This window comes from Delftia sp. S65 (genome assembly GCF_016516495.1).
GTDB classification, from domain to species: domain Bacteria; phylum Pseudomonadota; class Gammaproteobacteria; order Burkholderiales; family Burkholderiaceae_C; genus Comamonas; species Comamonas acidovorans.
This window is the reverse complement of sequence record NZ_JACVUR010000030.1, coordinates 50,897-67,998: the sequence shown is the minus strand read 5'-3', so window position 1 is coordinate 67,998 and position 17,102 is coordinate 50,897. Positions and strand designations below refer to the sequence as shown.

Annotated in this window: 16 protein-coding genes; 9 read left to right on the top strand and 7 right to left on the bottom strand. The window is 67.5% G+C overall.

The window, feature by feature from the left end; genetic code table 11:
* Positions 1 to 12: 12 nt before the first annotated feature.
* A complete protein-coding gene (locus IAE24_RS21165) occupies positions 13 to 414 on the bottom strand; it encodes a hypothetical protein (protein ID WP_099733975.1) in 402 nt (133 codons plus the stop codon).
* 335 nt (positions 415 to 749) lie between these two features.
* On the opposite strand from IAE24_RS21165, the gene IAE24_RS21160 reads away from it, so the two are divergent.
* The 6 genes from IAE24_RS21160 (at position 750) to IAE24_RS21135 (ending at position 6,504) form a co-directional block, all read left to right on the top strand.
* Complete coding sequence (locus IAE24_RS21160; protein WP_199961095.1) at positions 750 to 1,739, top strand: LacI family DNA-binding transcriptional regulator; 990 nt, start codon at positions 750 to 752, stop codon at positions 1,737 to 1,739.
* A gap of 79 nt (positions 1,740 to 1,818) precedes the next feature.
* Positions 1,819 to 2,856: an ABC transporter substrate-binding protein gene (locus tag IAE24_RS21155; RefSeq protein ID WP_199961096.1), complete on the top strand. Its 1,038-nt coding sequence runs from the start codon at positions 1,819 to 1,821 to the stop codon at positions 2,854 to 2,856.
* Positions 2,853 to 3,710 (top strand): ABC transporter permease, encoded by an 858-nt coding sequence (locus IAE24_RS21150; RefSeq protein ID WP_199961097.1) that lies wholly within the window; start codon positions 2,853 to 2,855, stop codon positions 3,708 to 3,710. The genes IAE24_RS21155 and IAE24_RS21150 overlap by 4 nt, the downstream gene beginning before the upstream one ends.
* A gap of 119 nt (positions 3,711 to 3,829) precedes the next feature.
* Complete coding sequence (locus tag IAE24_RS21145; RefSeq protein ID WP_199961134.1) at positions 3,830 to 4,597, top strand: ABC transporter permease; 768 nt, start codon at positions 3,830 to 3,832, stop codon at positions 4,595 to 4,597.
* Positions 4,587 to 5,648: an ABC transporter ATP-binding protein gene (locus tag IAE24_RS21140; RefSeq protein ID WP_199961098.1), complete on the top strand. Its 1,062-nt coding sequence runs from the start codon at positions 4,587 to 4,589 to the stop codon at positions 5,646 to 5,648. The genes IAE24_RS21145 and IAE24_RS21140 overlap by 11 nt, the downstream gene beginning before the upstream one ends.
* Positions 5,635 to 6,504 carry a phosphodiesterase gene (locus tag IAE24_RS21135; protein WP_199961099.1) on the top strand — a complete coding sequence of 290 codons (870 nt, stop codon included), beginning with the start codon at positions 5,635 to 5,637 and terminating at the stop codon, positions 6,502 to 6,504. Before IAE24_RS21140 ends, IAE24_RS21135 begins: the two co-directional genes overlap by 14 nt.
* A gap of 26 nt (positions 6,505 to 6,530) precedes the next feature.
* On the opposite strand, the gene IAE24_RS21130 is transcribed toward IAE24_RS21135, so the two are convergent.
* Together IAE24_RS21130 and IAE24_RS21125 are read right to left on the bottom strand one after the other, a co-directional pair.
* Positions 6,531 to 7,760 carry a DUF11 domain-containing protein gene (locus IAE24_RS21130; protein ID WP_199961100.1) on the bottom strand — a complete coding sequence of 410 codons (1,230 nt, stop codon included), beginning with the start codon at positions 7,758 to 7,760 and terminating at the stop codon, positions 6,531 to 6,533.
* A gap of 332 nt (positions 7,761 to 8,092) precedes the next feature.
* The gene (locus tag IAE24_RS21125) at positions 8,093 to 8,578 is read right to left on the bottom strand and encodes a winged helix-turn-helix transcriptional regulator (RefSeq protein ID WP_013802900.1); all 486 of its coding nucleotides are present in this window, start codon (positions 8,576 to 8,578) and stop codon (positions 8,093 to 8,095) included.
* Positions 8,579 to 8,692: 114 nt separating this feature from the next.
* Here IAE24_RS21125 and IAE24_RS21120 point away from each other — a divergent pair, with 114 nt between their 5' ends.
* The gene (locus IAE24_RS21120; RefSeq protein ID WP_199961101.1) at positions 8,693 to 9,991 is read left to right on the top strand and encodes a D-amino acid dehydrogenase; all 1,299 of its coding nucleotides are present in this window, start codon (positions 8,693 to 8,695) and stop codon (positions 9,989 to 9,991) included.
* 57 nt (positions 9,992 to 10,048) lie between these two features.
* Here IAE24_RS21120 and IAE24_RS21115 read toward each other — a convergent pair whose 3' ends face one another.
* On the bottom strand, positions 10,049 to 10,945 hold the full coding sequence (locus tag IAE24_RS21115; RefSeq protein WP_013802902.1) for a LysR family transcriptional regulator: 897 nt from the start codon (positions 10,943 to 10,945) through the stop codon (positions 10,049 to 10,051).
* Positions 10,946 to 11,095: 150 nt separating this feature from the next.
* On the opposite strand from IAE24_RS21115, the gene IAE24_RS21110 reads away from it, so the two are divergent.
* Positions 11,096 to 12,418, top strand: a complete 1,323-nt coding sequence (locus tag IAE24_RS21110; protein WP_199961102.1) for an arylsulfatase — start codon at positions 11,096 to 11,098, stop codon at positions 12,416 to 12,418.
* On the top strand, positions 12,415 to 13,437 hold the full coding sequence (locus IAE24_RS21105; RefSeq protein ID WP_199961103.1) for a tripartite tricarboxylate transporter substrate binding protein: 1,023 nt from the start codon (positions 12,415 to 12,417) through the stop codon (positions 13,435 to 13,437). Before IAE24_RS21110 ends, IAE24_RS21105 begins: the two co-directional genes overlap by 4 nt.
* Before the next feature lie 58 nt (positions 13,438 to 13,495).
* Here the strand turns inward: IAE24_RS21105 and IAE24_RS21100 are convergent, their stop codons facing one another.
* The 3 genes from IAE24_RS21100 to nikR form a co-directional block, all read right to left on the bottom strand.
* On the bottom strand, positions 13,496 to 14,212 hold the full coding sequence (locus IAE24_RS21100) for a DUF4198 domain-containing protein (RefSeq protein WP_199961104.1): 717 nt from the start codon (positions 14,210 to 14,212) through the stop codon (positions 13,496 to 13,498).
* Between the two features lie 10 nt (positions 14,213 to 14,222).
* Positions 14,223 to 16,256, bottom strand: coding sequence for a TonB-dependent receptor (locus IAE24_RS21095; RefSeq protein WP_233626246.1), 2,034 nt, complete (start codon positions 16,254 to 16,256; stop codon positions 14,223 to 14,225).
* Positions 16,257 to 16,383: 127 nt separating this feature from the next.
* Entirely contained in the window at positions 16,384 to 16,878 is a 495-nt protein-coding gene (gene nikR, locus IAE24_RS21090) for a nickel-responsive transcriptional regulator NikR (RefSeq protein ID WP_043796807.1), read from the bottom strand.
* Between the last annotated feature and the right edge of the window lie 224 nt (positions 16,879 to 17,102).

Below are 17,102 nucleotides of genomic sequence, written 5' to 3'. Positions count from 1 at the left end.
CAGCGGGGCAACTCAACTGCCAAGACAAAGCTCATAGACCGGCAAACCATCGGCGCCTTTCGGATCGCACAGCCACAGACCCTCAAAGAAATGGTGATCCTGGTCGGCCAGGCGGTCTTCCACCGCGAAATGCAGTTCATGGAGCAGCTCTGATGGCGTAGGCGCCGCTGTGCGGCGTATCTGCACTACTTCGGAGATCTTCAGCCACTCACCGGTGATCCCTCGTTGGTCGTACTTGAAGATGATGTTCAGGCTGGAAATCGGCAAGCGGGCCAGCAACGCCTTTTCATTGAAGTCGCATCCAACGTCTTCGTGATACTCGCGCAGCGCAACTTCCATCAACTGTGCGTTGCCAGGCAGGGTCGCCTGGAAGGACCAGTACAGATCGGTCAACAGCTTTTCAGGAGGTCGCATATGCATCTCAAGGGAGTGAAGGGATCGCGTGCCAACAGAAGTGCTGCGCTCTTGTTCCAGTGGCTACTGACCACGCACGCTGGGCCTGATCGCAGCTTACTTTGCAAAGCCCATCTCGGAATGGCGAAGCCCATGGTTCTCTTTTGGCCCCTGCAAGGACAACCTCGCTGCAGCGCCAGCAAGGTGCATTGAAGCAAGCCTGGAAAGCGGCCAAGGCCAAGGCCAGGGCCTCAGCCGCCAGACGCCTGGCTGCCACAAAAGCTTCAAATCTCCGTCACCGCACCGTCACGCGCAGAGGGTGCAATGTAAACGTTTTCAAGAAATCGTTTACATCCATGAGCATCACCGAGGTTGCACGCCGCGCGGGACTGTCCGTCGCCACTGTTTCGCGGGTTTTCAATTCGCCGGAGGTGGTCAATGCGCAAACGCGCAGCACGGTGCTGCGCGTGGCGCAGGAAGTGGGCTATGTGGCCAATGCCAGTGCACGCACGCTGCGCACGCGCAGCAGCAAGGTGCTGGGCGTGGTGCTGCCCACGCTCACCAATCCGGTGTTTGCCGAGTGCCTGCAGGGCATTGCCTCGCAGGCGGCGCTGCGCGGCTATGCGATTTCGCCGTGCACCACCGAATACGACCACGCCGGTGAAGACGCGGCCACCACGCGGCTGCTGGCCAGCGGGGTAGATGCGCTGGTGCTGGTGGTCTCCAATCCTGGCGATTCGGCGGCGCTGGCGCGTGTGCGCCAGGCTGGCAAGCCCTATGTGCTGGCCTATCACCACACCCATGAGCATGCCTGCGTGGGCGTGGACAACACGGGCGCCGTCAGGGAGCTGGTGCTGCGCCTGGCTGCGGCAGGCCACAGCCGCATCGGCATGGTCACGGGCCAGTTGCAGGCGTCCGACCGCGCCCAGCAGCGCTGCCGTGGCTATGCGCTGGGCATGCAGGCCGCAGGCCTGTCGCCGCTGCCGGTCTGGGAGGTGCCCTTTGCCGCCACCGCCGTGCAGATGCTGCAGCAGCACCTGGCCGAGCAGGCCCCGCCCACGGCCATTGTCTGCAGCAACGATCTGCTGGCGATACGCACCATCCGCGCGGCATCGCTGGCCGGGTTCCGCGTGCCTGCGGACCTGAGCGTGGTCGGCTTTGACGGGATTGCCATGGCCGGCGATCTCACGCCTTCGCTGGCCTCGATTTCCCAGCCCAACCACGAGATCGGCTCGGCCTGCGTGCGCCTGCTGTGCGATGCGCTGGCGGGCAAGAAAACCCTGGCCGCGCAGGACAGCCTGTGCCTGCCGCATGGCTGGCGCAGCGGCGAGTCCTGCCGGCTCTGAAACCAACAACAGCGGCCCGCGCAAGCCAAGGCCGCGCCCTTCCCTTCCCCACGCTCCCCCACCTCTTCGAGTACGCACCATGAAACTGACTGCCCTTCCCTTCAAGCTCTCCTTCAAGCCCTCCATCAAGCGCCTTGCCCTGCTGGCCGCCACCACCGCCGTCTGCGGCACGGCGCTGGCCCAGAGCGCCATCTGCTACAACTGCCCGCCCGAATGGGCCGACTGGGGCACGCAGATCAAGGCCATCAAGGCCGATACCGGCATCACCGTGCCGCCCGACAACAAGAACTCCGGCCAGTCGCTGGCCCAGCTGGTGGCCGAGAAGGCCAGCCCCGTGGCCGATGTGACCTACCTGGGCGTGACCTTCGCCATCCAGGCGCAGAAAGACGGCGTGGTCGCCGCCTACAAGCCCGCCAACTGGGAGCAGATTCCCGCCGGCCTCAAGGACCCCAAGGGCGAGTGGGTGACCATCCACTCGGGCACGCTGGGCTTCATGGTCAACAAGGCGGCGCTGGGCGGCAAGCCCGTGCCGCAGTCCTGGGCAGACCTGCTCAAGCCCGAGTACAAGGGCCTGGTCGGCTACCTGGACCCGGCCTCGGCCTTCGTGGGCTATGTGGGCGCCGTGGCCGTGAACCAGGCCATGGGCGGCACGCTGGACAACTTCCAGCCCGCCATCGACTACTTCAAGAAGCTGCAGAAGAACGAGCCCATCGTGCCCAAGCAGACCTCGTATGCGCGCCTGCTGTCGGGCGAGATCGGCATCCTGCTGGACTACGACTTCAACGCCTACCGCGCCCGCTACAAGGACAAGGCCGACGTGGACTTCGTGATCCCCAAGGAAGGCACCGTGGTCATGCCCTATGTGATGAGCCTGGTGAACAAGGCGCCGCACACGGACAACGGCAAGAAGGTGCTGGACTATGTGCTGTCCGACAAGGGCCAGTCCATCTGGGCCAACGCCTACCTGCGCCCCGTGCGCGACGTGGCCCTGCCCAAGGAGGTGGCCGGCCATTTCCTGCCCGCCAGCGAGTACGCACGCGCCACCTCGGTGGACTACCAGAAGATGGCGGATGTGCAAAAGGGCTTCTCCACGCGCTACCTGCGTGAAGTGCGTTGAGCCGGGCGGACTGCATCGTGGGCATTCCCTCCCAAGCGCCAGGCGACTGGCGCGCCCGCGCGCTGCTGCTGGCCTGCAGCGCGCCGGCCGTGGCCTTCTTCGCCGCGTTCTGGCTGCTGCCGGCCGGCCTGCTGCTGGCGCTGCCGGCGCGTGAAGGCTGGCGCACCTACTTCGCCACGCTGACCGACGCGCTGTACCTGCAAAGCCTGCTGCAGACGCTGGCCCTGTCGCTGGCCGTGACCCTGGCCACGCTGTTGATCGGCGCGGTGATGGGCATTGCGCTGGCACGCCAGCGCTTCACGGGGCGCGGCCTGCTGCTGTCGCTGCTGACGCTGCCGCTGTCGTTTCCGGGCGTGATCATCGGCTTTTTCATCATCCTGCTGGGCGGGCGCCAGGGCGCGCTGGCCGATCTGTCGGTGGCCCTGGGCGGCGAGCGGATCACCTTCGCCTACGGGCTGCTGGGCCTGTTCCTGGGCTACCTGTATTTCTCGCTGCCGCGTGCCATTGCCTCCTACACGGCAGCGGCCGAGGCGCTGGACCCGCACCTGGAAGAGGCCGCGCGCTCGCTGGGCGGCAATGGCTGGCGCGTGGCGCGCGATGTGTGGTGGCCGCAGCTGCTGCCCACCACGCTGGCCTGCGGCGCCATCGTGTTCGCCACGTCGGTGGGAGCCTTCGGCACGGCCTTCACGCTGTCGAGCAAGTTCGAGGTGCTGCCCATCACCATCTACAACGAGTTCACCAACTACGCCAACTTCGCCCTGGCCGCCAGCCTGTCGATCAGCCTGGGGCTGATCACCTGGCTGGTGCTGTGGCTGTCGCGGCGCTGGGCGGGTCCCGCCGCCACAGGAGTCTGACCATGCGGACCACACAAAAAAATAGCCCCCACGCTGCCCTTGCAGCGCAAGGTCCGCTGCCCCCCGAAGGGGCCGCTTTTTGCCTTGGGGCGGCCCGGCGGCCAAAAATGCCGCCGCTGATGTGGCTGGTGACGGCCACCGTCACCCTGTTCATGCTGGCGCCCATGCTGCTGTCGGTGCTGGCCGGGCTGGTGCAGAACTACGGCCAGGGCCTGGCCAGCGGCTTGACCACCCGCTGGCTGGCCGAGGTCTGGGCCGGCTACGGCAATACCGTGCTGATGTCGCTGCTGCTGGCCTGCGCCTGCGTGGCCATGACCTTGGTGCTGGGCGTGCCCTGCGCCTATGCGCTGGCGCGCAGCCGCTCGCCCTGGGCCCGGCATTTCGAGGAGCTGCTGACCCTGCCCGTGGCCATTCCGGGCCTGGCCAGCGCCCTGGCCCTGCTGCTGGCCTATGGCAGCGTGGCCGCCTTCCGCCAGAGCTTTGCCTTCATCCTGGTGGGCCATGTGGTGTTCACCCTGCCCTTCATGGTGCGCATGGTGGGCTCGGCGCTGCGCCGCCAGGAGCTGGTGGCGCTGGAGGAGGCTGCGCGCAGCCTGGGCGCCTCGTTCGCGCAGCGCTTCCTGGGCGTGCTGGTGCCTGCCGTGCTGCCCGCCATCGTGGCCGCCTGCCTGATGGTGTTCACCCTGTCCATGGGCGAGTTCAACCTGACCTGGATGCTGCACACGCCGCTGACGCGCACCCTGCCCGTGGGCCTGGCCGACAGCTATGCGTCCATGCGCATCGAGGTGGGCTCGGCCTACACCCTCATCTTCCTCATCGTCATCCTGCCCGTGATGTGGCTGCTGCAGGCGCTGGGGCATTTCATCGAGAAGCATTATGGAAAGTAACAGCGTCGCCATCGACATCCGGCAATGCGCCAAGACCTATGCCGACGGAACGCGCGGCCTGCAGGCCACCGACCTGCGCGTGGAGCCCGGCGAGGTGCTGGCCCTGCTCGGCCCCTCGGGCTGCGGCAAGACCACGCTGCTGCGCATCATCGCGGGGCTGGAGACGCCGGATGCGGGCAGCCGCATCGCCTTCGGCGACACCGACGTCACCCGCGTGCCCATAGAAAAGCGCCAGGTAGGCATGGTGTTCCAGCACTACGCGCTGTTCCCGCAGATGAGCGTGCAGGCCAACATAGCCTACGGCCTGCGCATACGCGGCGTGTCCGAGCAGGAGCAGCGCCGCGTGGTGGGCGAACTGGTGGATCTGGTGCGCCTGAACGGCCTGGAGCACAAGCGCCCGGCCGAACTGTCCGGCGGCCAGCGCCAGCGCGTGGCCCTGGCCCGCGCCGTGGCATCGCGCCCGCGCGTGCTGCTGCTGGACGAGCCGCTGACCGCGCTGGACGCCAAGCTCAAGGAAACCCTGCGCGACGAGCTGGCCCAGCTGCTGCGCCAGCTGCGCATCACCGCCGTCCATGTCACGCACGACCAGCAGGAGGCCATGGCCATTGCCGACCGCATGGCCGTCATGCAGGCAGGCCGCATCCTGCAGGTGGGCGACGGTGAGAGCCTGTACCGCCGACCGGCCCATCCCTTTGTCGCCACCTTCCTGGGGCGCGTGAACCAGGTCGAACGCAGCGAAGAAGATGCGCGCAGCAACCGGCTGGCGCTGGCCGGGATGGAGCTGGCCTGCCCGGCCGAATGCACGGGCGCGGCCCGGCTGCTGCTGCGCCCTGAAGACATCGAGGTCTGCGCCGCCGGCACGCCGGGCGCCGTGCCGGCATCGGTGGCGCGCCGCGTCTTTCTGGGCGATCGCCTGCAGCTCACGCTGGAGCTGGCGGGCCACACGCCGCTGATGGCCGACGTGGCCCGCGACCACGCCGCGCAATCGGGCGACCGCGTGGCCTTGCGCATCGCCCCCCACCAATGGATGCCCAACCATGCCCACGCCTGAAAGCCATCGCACTTCCCGCACTTCCATGACCACCTTCCTGGCCCAGCTCACCGACCTGCACATCCGCGAACCCGGCCGCCTGACCTACCGCCGCATCGATACCGCCCAATACCTGGAGCGCACGGTGCAAAGCGTGCTCGCCCTGCCGCAGCAGCCGCACGCCGTCGTGATCACCGGCGACCTGACCGACTTCGGCCGGCCCGCCGAATATGCCCACCTGCGCAGCCTGCTGGCGCCGCTGGGCACGCTTCCCATCTACCTGCTGCCCGGCAACCACGATGACCGCGACGCGCTGCGCACCGCCTTTCCCGAGCATCCCTGGCTGCGCAGCGAAGGCTTCATCCAGTACGCCGTGGACATTGGCGCGCTGCGGCTGATCGCGCTGGACACCGTGGTGCCGGGCCACAGCGAGGGCGCGCTGTGCGAGGAACGCCTGCAATGGCTGGAGCTGCAGCTGGCCGCCAGCGAAGGCCGCCCCGTGGTGATCGCCATGCACCACCCGCCCTTCGAGACCCTGATAGGCCACATGGACAAGATCGGCCTGCTGCAAGGCGCCCAGGCGCTGGAAGACCTTGTGCGCCGCCACCCCAACGTGCAGCGCGTCATCTGCGGCCACCTGCACCGCAGCATCCAGGTCGCCTTCGGCGGCACGGTGGCCATGACCTCGCCCGCGCCCGCCCACCAGGTCTGCCTGGACCTGGCACCCGATGCCGCATCGGCCTGGACGCTGGAGCCGCCGGGCTTCATGCTGCACGCCCTGCCGCACGGCGGCCGACTGGTCAGCCATGCCGTGGCCAGCGGGCAATTCGACGGGCCACACCCGTTCTGGGATGCGGACGGGCGGTTGATCGACTGAGCCCGGGCCGGCGCGTCCTGGCCGCGTCAGCGGCCCGCGCCGACCCGCTGGCGCTGCCCCAGCCCCATCCATCCGATGGCTGCAGCCAGCAGGCTCAGGACCGCAAGGGCTGTGTGCTGCAGCGTCGGCACGGGGGTCACCTGGCCACCGCCGGGGGGAGCCGCCACCGTATTGATGGACGCGGAAGCCATGCACGGCACCGTTCCCACGACCTGCCCTGCTTGCATGCACTGCACCGACGGGTCCCCGGCATCCACGGTGGCCACATTGGTAATGGTTGCGGGCGCCGGGTTGGACACGCTGGCCATCACGGTGAAAACCAGCGAATCTCCTGCCGCGAACACGGGCACCGTGACCGCCAGCGATCCGGAGCCTGACGCCACGGGACATGGCGTGCTGGCGCCGGGCGTACAGGTCCAGGTGGCGCGCTCCAGGCCGGCAGGCAGGCTGTCGGCAATCTGCGCCTGGGTGGCGGGCACGGTCCCCGTATTCCTGACGGTGATGGTGTAGCGCACCTCCTGCCCCGCCTGCACCTGGCCTGCGGGCGAGATGCTGTGGGTCAACGACAGGGCAGGATGCACGGCCTCCCTGTGCCAGGACATGACGTTCTGGTTTTGCACGGGCGCCCCGGTCCACGCAACGGACACGCCGTTGCCGGGTATCTCGTAGGTCCCCAAGCAGGTGTCGCTTTCCCCCGAATAACTGACCTGCTGGGATGTTTCCGAGAACAAGGAAGCGCACATCGCGTTGTTTATGGCACCCACCTGTTCCGTGGCCATTTCAAACCGGCTCAGCATATCCACATCATTGGTAGATCCACCCGGGCCAATTTGATTGATGGAGCGGTGCGGATTGTTTCCCGTCAACCAGCGTTGAAGGTGGATTCTGTTTCTCACGATATTGGACCCACTGTCCGTGGAAACCCTGAAAATGAATGCGCGCACATCCGGATCGGAACTGCTGTAGGTATTCAATCCGTCCGAGAAACTATAGGAAGTCACCAGCGCCCTTATTTCGCTCTCGTCCAGATTGGGCTGCAAGGGTGCGGCCGTTTCAAACCAGCCGGCCAGACGGGCGGTCCTCGGAAAATCCTGGCATGAGCCGTGAGACCCCAGGGGACAAGCCGTGCGATCCTGGAAATCCGAGTAGGAGGTTCTCATCTCCCCGTAGTAACGGGTCACTTGCGCGCTGGCGAGGGGGCAGGCCGAGAGTGCTGCGCCGGCCATCAAGGCAGCCATGAGGGCGTGATTTTTCATAGAACTCCCAGTGATAGATAGATTTGCGCTATCAAGGTATCACTGGTATTGAACTTTAAAAATCACCAATCCCCTACAGCCACCATCCAATGACAAATATTTGCAATCCCGCCATTGGAATGGAACTCCAAGTTGTCGTCCTGCCTACTTTTCAACGGAGAGCGCCGATGAATGCGGAACTGCATAACAACCCATCTGCCGCCCAATATCTTTCTTGATTGGAATGCACAATACCCAATTTGAATCGAATATATTGTGACAAAAGTTTCAAATAGTAAATGACAGTGATGAATGGCGGTAGATGCGAACCTGGAACGCCGAGGACGGCTCCCTCACCGATCCACAGGCAGCGCCAGCGTCTCCTTGACCTCTTCCATCACCACATAGCTGTGCGACTCAGCCGGCACGGGCAGTTTCTTGAGGATGTCGCCCAGCAGGCGGCGGTACTCGCGCATGCCGCCCAGGCGGGCCTTGACCAGGTAGTCGAAGCTGCCCGAGACCAGGAAGCACTCCAGCACGTCGGGCACGTGCAGCAGTTCCTGGCGCACCTTGTCGAAGACCTCGCCCGACTTGGACGAGAGCTTGATCTCCACGAACACCAGCAGCGTCTTGCCCAGCGCCTCGGGCGAGAGGTGGGCGTGGTAGCCCGTGATCACGCCATCGCGCTCCAGGCGGCGCACGCGCTCCGAGCAGGGCGTGGCCGAGAGGCTGACCTGCTCGGCGAGATCGGTCATGGAGATGCGGCCATCCCGCTGCAGGATGTCGAGGATCTTGCGATCGGTGCGGTCGAGCACGCGGTTTTCACTTTTGGCGGCCATGGCGGCGATTCCCGGGGCTTATCAATCACTGGAGAGTAGCAATATTTCAGTGGTTTCCACTGCCTCATCGTCAATAGACTTTGATTTCATCTTGTTGACCTGGCGGTGAATCGTATGAAAGTCCTTGTTCTTGGCGGCGGTGTCATCGGCGTGACCAGTGCGTACTACCTGGCGCGGGCCGGTGCCGAGGTCACGGTGCTGGACCGGCAGGATGCGCCCGCGTCCGAAACCAGCTTTGCCAACGCAGGCCAAGTCTCGCCCGGCTACTCCACGCCCTGGGCGGCGCCCGGCATTCCGCTCAAGGCCCTGAAGTGGATGCTGCAGGAACACGCGCCGCTGGCCGTGCGCCTGGACGGCAGCCTGTTCCAGCTGCGCTGGATGGCGCAGATGCTGCGCAACTGCTCTGCCCAGCGCTACGCCGTCAACAAGGAACGCATGATGCGCGTGGCCGAGTACAGCCGCAGCTGCCTGCAGCAGTTGCGCGCCGACACCGGCATCGCCTACGAGCAGCGCACCGGCGGCACCTTGCAACTGTTCCGCACCCAAGCCCAGCTGGACGCCGTGGAGCGTGACGTGGCCGTGCTGCGCGACTGCGCCGTGCCCTACGAACTGCTGGACCGCGACCAGCTCGCCCAGGTGGAGCCCGCGCTGGCCCAGGCGCGCGACCGGCTGACCGGCGGCCTGCGCCTGCCCAAGGACGAGACCGGCGACTGCCACCGCTTCACCAACGAGCTGGCCCGCATCGCCACCGGCCTGGGCGTGGAGTTGCGCTTCAACCAGAACGTGGATGGCCTGGTGGTCGAAGGCGGCCGCATTGCCGGCGTGCGCGTGAATGGCGAGCTGCTGACCGCCGACCGCTATGTGATGGCCTTCGGCAGCTACTCGCGCCAGGCGCTGGAGCCGCTGGGGCTGGACCTGCCCGTCTACCCCGTCAAGGGCTATTCGCTCACCGTGCCGCTGGGCAACCCGGCGCTGGCGCCGCAGTCCACCGTGCTGGACGAGACCTACAAGATTGCCGTCACCCGCTTTGACGACCGCATCCGCGTGGGCGGCATGGCCGAGCTGGGCGGCTTCGACCTGCGCCTGGACCCGCGCCGCCGCGCCACGCTGGAGCTGGTGGTCAACGACCTGTTCCCGGGCGGCGATGTGGAGCGCGCCAGCTTCTGGACCGGGCTGCGGCCCATGACGCCGGACGGCACGCCCATCATCGGCGCCACGCGCTATGCCAACCTGTTCCTGAACACCGGCCACGGTACGCTGGGCTGGACCATGGCCTGCGGCTCGGGCCGGCTGATCGCCGACCTGATCACCGGCCGCAGCCCGGAAATCAGCACCGACGGCCTGGCCCTGGACCGCTACACGCACCGGCCGGCCCGGCACCTGGGAGGCAGTTCCACCCCCGTGTCCGCCTGAGCGCAAGACACCTTGAACACTTGAGGCCGGCCTGCACCGGCCCTGCTTAACGGGCCGCTACCCCAGCGTCAGGTCCCGCAGCGCGGACATCAGCGGCGACCAATGGGCCTTGGGGTGGCTGATGAGAAGCCAGCTGCGGCGCGTGCGCAGCTCGGGGATGGGCAGGGACTGCAGGCGCTCTGGATTGCTGCGCAGCACATGGCTGGGCACGTAGCACAGCAGGTCGGTCTGGCCCACGATGTCGATGGTGGCCTCGGTGTTGTGCTGGATCTCCAGGGCCACGGTGGGCGCGCCCAGGCCCTGGGCCGCGAAGGCCTCATCCACCACCTTGCGCACGGCGGCGCCCGGTGCCGGCAAGGCCCAGGAGTAGCCCTGCAAATGCCCGAACCTCAGGCCCTGCTCCAGCGCCAGCTGGAACAGCGGGTGGCGCGGCCGTGCGGCGGCCCATAGCTCGTCCTCGCCGATGACCACCTGGGCGCAGCGCGTGGCATGGCCCGGGTAGGACGGCACCACGGCCAGGTCCAGGCTGCCGTCGAGCAGCGCGCGCTCCAGGTCGTCGGACTTGCCCACGGTCAGCCGCACGCGCAGGCCGGGGCGGCGGCGCAGCAGCTCGGCCACGGCGCGGGTGGCGCGGCTTTCCGAGGTGGCCTGCGTGAAGCCCAGGCGGATCAGGCCCACATGCTGGGCCTGGATGTCGCTGGCGGCGCGCATCGTCTCCTCATGCCGCAGCACCAGTTGGCGTGCGGGCTCCATGAATAGCTGGCCGCTGCTGGTCAGCGCCACGCCATGCGTTCCGCGCGTGAACAGGGCCGCTCCCACGCCCTGCTCCACGCGGCGCACGATCTTGGAGACGGCCGGCTGGGTCAGTTGCAGGGCAGCGGCCGCACGCCCGAAATGGCCATGCTCGGCCACGGCCAGAAAGCAGGCCAGCTCGTTATAGGCAAATCCCGTCATGCCATCCCTTGTCAACGAAGAAAAACGAGAAAGCTTGCTACCTTGTCGAGCAAAGCCATTCCAGGTGTGCATCGATTTTCGCTTGTTTGGTTATCACCAAGACAGGGCTTGTGGCTAGAGTTTTGGCATGGAAACTTTTTGAGCCACATCATGAACCCACCAAACATCGTGCTCATCGTCGCGGACAACCTGGGCTGGGGCGAGCTGGGCTGCTACGGCGGCGGTGCGCTCCGCGGCGCGCCCACTCCGCGCATCGACCAGCTGGCCTCCGAGGGGCTGCTGCTGCAGAACTTCAACGTGGAAAGCGACTGCGTGCCCACGCGCTCGGCCCTGATAACGGGGCGCCACCCCATCCGCACGGGTGCCCTGCAATCGGTGCCGGCCGGGCTGCCACAGGGCCTGACGCGCGGCGAGACCACGCTGGCCCAGCTGCTGTCCGCCCAGGGATATGCCACGGCGCATTTCGGCAAATGGCATCTGGGGGACATTCCGGGCCGTTATCCCTCGGACCGGGGTTTCGACGAGTGGTACGGCATTCCCCGCACCACGGACGAAAGCCAGTTCACCGCGACCACGGGCTACGACCCCCAGGTGGCGCCCCTGCCCCACATCATGGAAGGCCGCGCGGGCGCGCCCTCGGACGATGTCAAGGTCTATGACCTGGAATCGCGGCGCAACATCGATGCCGAGCTGGTGGAGCGCTCGCTGGACTTCATGCGCCGCAACCACGCCCGGGACCGCCGCTTCTTCCTGTACCTGCCCCTGGTGCACCTGCACTTTCCCACGCTGCCGCATGCGGATTTCGCGGGCCACACCGGCCAGGGCGACTTTGCCGACTCCATGGTGGAGATGGACCACCGCGTGGGCCAGATCTCGGACGAGATCGACCGGCTCGGCCTGCGCGAGGACACCCTGTTCATTTTCTGCAGCGACAACGGCCCCGAGTTCCGCCAGCCCTACCGCGGCACGGCCGGCCCCTGGCGCGGCACCTACCACACGGCCATGGAGGGCAGCCTGCGCGTGCCCTTCATCGCACGCTGGCCGGGCCGCATCCAGGCCGGGCGCACCAGCAACGAAATCATGCACGTGACCGACATCTTCTCCACCCTGGCGGCGGTGGCGGGCGCTGCCGTGCCACAGGACCGGCCCATCGACGGCCTGGACCAGACGGCCTTCCTGCTGGGCGAGCCCCGGTCCGCGCGCGAGGGCTTTCTCTTCTACATCAAGGACCAGCTGCGGGCCGCGAAGTGGCGCGACTGGAAGCTGCATTTCTACTGGGAGCCCGAGGTCAACGAGAGCAAGGGCAAGCTGGAGTCCCCCTACCTGTTCAACATCGTGCGCGATCCCAAGGAGGAGCATGACGTGCTGATCTTCAACACCTGGGTGCTCAACCCCATGCTGACCATGGTCCAGCGCTTCAACGAAAGCTGCAAGGCACACCCCAACACCGCGCCCGGCGCCCCCGACCAATGACCTGCGCACCCCTACCCGCCCCGCAGGCCAGCGGCTGCCTGCTGACCACCCGCCGCCATGCACTGCGCCCCCTGGCCGCCGCAGCCCTGCTGGCACTTGCAATGCCCACGGCCCGCGCGGCCGATTCCCCGGCGCACGCCCCGCAGGGCAAGCCCATCACCTGGATCGTGGGCTTTGCGCCCGGCGGCAGCCTGGACGTGCTGACCCGCCATGTGGCCCGGCAACTGGAGGCCAGGGCCGGTGTCAGCGTGGTGGTGGAAAACCGGCCGGGCGCCTCGGGCGCGATCAGCCTGCAGGCGGCAGCGAAGGCACCTGCCGATGGCCTGACCCTGGTCTCCGTGCCCGGACCGCAGCTGTCCGGCCCACGCCAGCCCGAGGTGGGCCGCGAGCTGACCGCCGTGGCCGTGATGGCCCGGGGCGCCATGGTGCTGGTGGGCCCTGCCCCGGGCGCGGCCGGCAGCCTGGGCGAACTGGTAGCCGCCATGAAAGCCAAATCGGGCCAATGGAGCTACGCCAGTTCGGGCACGGGCACCTCCCAGCATCTGGCCGGCGAACTGCTCAACGCCCTGGCGGCCACCAGCATGGTGCATGTGCCGTACAAGGGCGGCGGGCAGGCCGTGACCGATGTGGTGGGCGGGCAGATCCCCCTGGCCATGCTGGGCGTGACGCCCGTGCTGCCGCACATCCAGTCGGGCCGGCTGAAGGCCTATGCCGTGACCAGCGCCACGCGCATAGACAGCCTGCCTGATGTACCGACCATGCGCGAGGCTGGCGTGCCCGGCTACGAGGCCACCCAGTGGTATGCCGTGGCCGTGCCCTCCGGCACGGCCCCCGAGCGGCTGGCCCAGCTCAATCATTGGATCAACCAGGCCATACAGTCGCCCGAGCTGCGCCCCACGCTGCAGGCCGCCGGGGCCGTGGCCACGCCCATGTCCCTGCCCGAGATCCAGCGCTTCATGTCCCAGGACAACGCCAAGTGGAAGAAGCTGGCCGCAGACCGGCGCCTGGCGCTGGACTGACCCCACAGCGCCGGGCCGCGCCAGGCCGGGCCACGCCGGGCCGGGCCGCCATCCCCTTTCAATGCGCCGAGAACCCCAGCAGGTATTCGTAGCTGAGGCTGGTGGTGCGCGCGTCGCCGGAGACAGGCAGGCGCACGATGGCCAGCAGCTGGTTCATGCCGGCACGCGGTGTGACGGTCACCAGGCCGTCGGCATCGGTTGCCAGTGGCGGGCCGCTTTCTCCCAGCGACACGCGCACGCCAGCCCGGGGCTGGCCGTTCAGCAGCACCTGGAATTGCTGGGGCTCGCCCGCGTGGGGCGAGCGGCGGGTCTTGGCGATGATCTCCAGGGTCTGGCCCAGCTTCTCGCGGGTGACCGGGCCCCATTCGACGATGGTCTTGTGGAACTTGAGCGCATGCACGCCGCTGGTGGCGCCGGGGTTCTCGGTCATGGGCTTTTCAACCATCGGCCCCTCGCCCACGCGGCTGAAAAATCCGTTGTCGAAATGCGCGGCCAGCAGCGCGGCCTTGCGGGCCGGCGTGGCGCGGGCACCGCCGGGCACGGGCTGCACGGCCACGTTGATGCGGCGGCCGCGCGCGTCATAGGCCTCAACGCTCTTGAGCTTGCCGGTCGCAAAGTTCTCCAGCTGGCCCTCATGGCCGCCGAACTGCACGGTGTAGGCGCCGTCGGCATCGGGCTCCAGCCAGACGTTGTGGGCCTGGGCCAGCGGTGCGCAGGCCAGCAGGACCACGAATGCGGCGGTTGCAACGGATGCGAAACAGGGGTTGGATTTCATTTTTTCCTCCTCAAAACTGTGTCTGCACGCCGACCTTGAGCGTGCGCGGCGCGCCGGGCGCGAACAGCGGCACGCCGCGGATGACCGAGGCCGACGTGGCATAGGCCTTGTCCCCCAGGTTGGAGACCACGGCGTAAATGCGGCTGCGCGCCGAAGGCAGGCGCCAGCTCAGGCCCAGGTCCCAGGTGGCGTAGCCGCCGTAGAACACGCTGTTGTCGGCCGTGACGGCATAGCGGCCCACGCGGCGCCAGGTGAGCGTTCCCTCCCACTGCGCCAGCGGGCGCCAGGCCAGGCCCACGGTGGCGGTCTGCCGGGGCACGCCGGCCACCTGGTTGCCGACCAGGGCCGGGTTGCCGTTTTCGGTCACGCGCGAATGGGCGCTGCCCCAGGCCAGTTGCAGGTCCAGGTTCTTGCGCACCGCCCACAGCGCGCTGGCCTCCACGCCCGTGCGGCGCGTGGCGCCGAAGTTCTCGTACACGCCGGGCGCCACGTTGCGGATCTCGCCCGAGGACTGCAGCCGATAGGCGGCCACATCCAGCGCCAGGCCCGGCATGGGTTTGATCTGCGCGCCCACTTCGGTCTGCCGAAAGATGTTGGGATCGAGCCGCGCGGCGCCCAGCGCGTACTTGGCGAAATCGCTGGCCAGCGCAAACCCTTCGGACCAGCTGGCGCGCAGCAGCACGCCCGGCGCCACCTGCGAGCGCAGGCCCAGCTTGGGGCTGGCATGCGCCGTGCGCGCCAGCGGGCCACAGGGGTCGCTGCCCGTCTCGGGGCCATTGGGACGGCAACCGCCCGTGAAGCGGTCCCAGCGCAGGCCGGCGGACAGCTGCAGCAGGCGGTGGATGGGCGCATCCACCTCGGCAAAGGCCGAGAGGGTGTTGAGCCTGGAATTGCGGTCGTCAATGGCTGCGCCCGTGCGCTCGCGCCACTGCAGGCCGTCGTAGAACTGGTAGTCGGTGGATTCGCGCACGGCCTCCAGCCCGGCCACCCAGTTGAGCGGGGTCAGCGCCGTGACATGCCGGCCATTGAGGCTGGTGCCGGCGCCGTAGACGGCGCGGTCATAGCTTTCCTCGCGCTGGCGCCACTGCAGTGCGTCGATGGGCCGGGTGAACCAGCGCGTGAAGCTTTGCTGCGTGGTGTAGGTATGGCCCAGCCAGGTCAGCCGGGGCGAAAGCGCGTACTGCACATCGGCCCGCAGCGTGGCGAAGTTCTTGCGCGTGCCATCGTTCATGGCGCGCGGGTCCATGCCTTGCGGATCGCGCGCGAACTGCCCCGCCGTCAGGTACGACGGCGAGTCGCCCTCGCCGTGGTGCAACCGTGCCGACAGCGCCACTTCCAGCTGCGACGAGAGCCGCTTGCTCCAGCGCAGGGATACCGTGCTGCGCTGCATTTGCGACTGCGCGCGGAAACCGTCCGTGCGGTAGTGCTGGGCCGCCAGGTTCAGGAACTCGCCCTCGCCCGGCTTCAGCCCCAGCGCCGCCTGAGCGTCCAGCGTGCCGTGCGAGGCCAGGCTGACATCGGCCTCGCGGTACTCGGCCTGGGCGTCGTAGTTGCCCTGCTTGCGCGTCTCTATCGCCATCAGCCCCGCGCGGTTGAAGTTGCCGTACAGCGCGGACACGGGACCCTTGTAGATGCTGACGCGCTCCATCTCCAGCGGCACGATCACGCCCAGGTCCACATAGCCGTCGGCATGCGACATGGCCTCGTTCAGGGGAATGCCGTCCAGCACCACGCCCACGTCGCCGCCATGGCCGCCACCGCCGAAGCCGCGCATGACGATGGCGTCACCCACGCCGGACAGCTGGTAGTTCTGCACATTCATGCCCGGCACCTGGCGCAGCAGCTCCTGCGGATGGCTGGCATGGGCGTTGGTGATGTCCTCTGCCTCGATCACCGTGGTGGTGTAGGCGGCCGAGGCACCACGCGCGGTCTGGCCCTTGACCTCGACGGGCTGCAGGCTGGCCGCGGCATCCGTCGCCTGCTGTGCACCAGCCTGGGGAATGGCGGCCAGGCCCAGCAGGCCGGCCGCCGCAATCTGGTGCAAGGCGCAGGGCCGAGAAGGAAATTTCAGAGGATGTGTCATGCGGGTCCAGGAGTTGTATGAAGAAAAAAGCAAACTTCATACCGACCTGCGTGACAGAGGCTGGGCAAGGCGCCCGCCCTGGCTTCAATCAGTCGCCGTGGGCGTGTGAATGGGGATGTGGATGCGGATGCGGATGGGAATGGGGATCGGGTTGCGCGTGCTCATGCCCGCCAGGCTCCCCCCGGCGCGCCATCACCACGTTGAGCTGGCCATGGTGCACGCCGCGCTCGGCCGTGATGGTGTCGGCAAATCGCCGCACAGCGCTGGCCGGGCCGCGCAGCATCACCGTCTCTATGCACTGCTCATGGTCCAGGTGCACGTGGGTGGTGGCCATGTGCAGTTCGTGGTGGTCATGCTGCAGGCTGGCCAGGCGCTCGGACAGGTCGCGCTCGTGGTGGTTGTAGACATAGGACAGGTTGGCCACGCACAGGCCGTCGGCGTCCTCGCGCTCGCGCACCTGGGCCAGGTGGGCGCGCAGCACGTCGCGGATGGCCTCGGAGCGGTTGTCGTAGCCGCGCGCGGCGATCCATGCGTCGAAATCACGGGCCAGGTCGTCGTCGATGGAGATGGTGAAGCGTTCCATGGGCAGCAGAAGTGGGGAAACAGGTGGCGGGAACAAAAAAGGTCGGCATCACGCAGGATGTGCCCGGCCATTGTCCGGCCATCCAGGCCGGTGCCCTGCATGCAACACCCGCGCCAATCACTGTCGGCGCAGGCTGGCAATAGCGACAAACCACCACGGTCATGCTTTGTTCACATTCGCGCAATATCCGGTTACCCTGATCGAGGTTGCGCAGTGCGCACCGT

What these genes read in the sequence shown, in the direction of transcription:
- IAE24_RS21165 (WP_099733975.1), bottom strand. Translation starts at nt 414, where the DNA reads ATGCGACCTCCTGAAAAGCTGTTGACCGATCTGTACTGGTCCTTCCAG.
- IAE24_RS21160 (WP_199961095.1), top strand. Translation starts at nt 750, where the DNA reads ATGAGCATCACCGAGGTTGCACGCCGCGCGGGACTGTCCGTCGCCACT.
- IAE24_RS21155 (WP_199961096.1), top strand. Translation starts at nt 1,819, where the DNA reads ATGAAACTGACTGCCCTTCCCTTCAAGCTCTCCTTCAAGCCCTCCATC.
- IAE24_RS21145 (WP_199961134.1), top strand. Translation starts at nt 3,830, where the DNA reads ATGTGGCTGGTGACGGCCACCGTCACCCTGTTCATGCTGGCGCCCATG.
- IAE24_RS21140 (WP_199961098.1), top strand. Translation starts at nt 4,587, where the DNA reads ATGGAAAGTAACAGCGTCGCCATCGACATCCGGCAATGCGCCAAGACC.
- IAE24_RS21135 (WP_199961099.1), top strand. Translation starts at nt 5,635, where the DNA reads ATGCCCACGCCTGAAAGCCATCGCACTTCCCGCACTTCCATGACCACC.
- IAE24_RS21130 (WP_199961100.1), bottom strand. Translation starts at nt 7,760, where the DNA reads ATGAAAAATCACGCCCTCATGGCTGCCTTGATGGCCGGCGCAGCACTC.
- IAE24_RS21125 (WP_013802900.1), bottom strand. Translation starts at nt 8,578, where the DNA reads ATGGCCGCCAAAAGTGAAAACCGCGTGCTCGACCGCACCGATCGCAAG.
- IAE24_RS21120 (WP_199961101.1), top strand. Translation starts at nt 8,693, where the DNA reads ATGAAAGTCCTTGTTCTTGGCGGCGGTGTCATCGGCGTGACCAGTGCG.
- IAE24_RS21115 (WP_013802902.1), bottom strand. Translation starts at nt 10,945, where the DNA reads ATGACGGGATTTGCCTATAACGAGCTGGCCTGCTTTCTGGCCGTGGCC.
- IAE24_RS21110 (WP_199961102.1), top strand. Translation starts at nt 11,096, where the DNA reads ATGAACCCACCAAACATCGTGCTCATCGTCGCGGACAACCTGGGCTGG.
- IAE24_RS21105 (WP_199961103.1), top strand. Translation starts at nt 12,415, where the DNA reads ATGACCTGCGCACCCCTACCCGCCCCGCAGGCCAGCGGCTGCCTGCTG.
- IAE24_RS21100 (WP_199961104.1), bottom strand. Translation starts at nt 14,212, where the DNA reads ATGAAATCCAACCCCTGTTTCGCATCCGTTGCAACCGCCGCATTCGTG.
- nikR (WP_043796807.1), bottom strand. Translation starts at nt 16,878, where the DNA reads ATGGAACGCTTCACCATCTCCATCGACGACGACCTGGCCCGTGATTTC.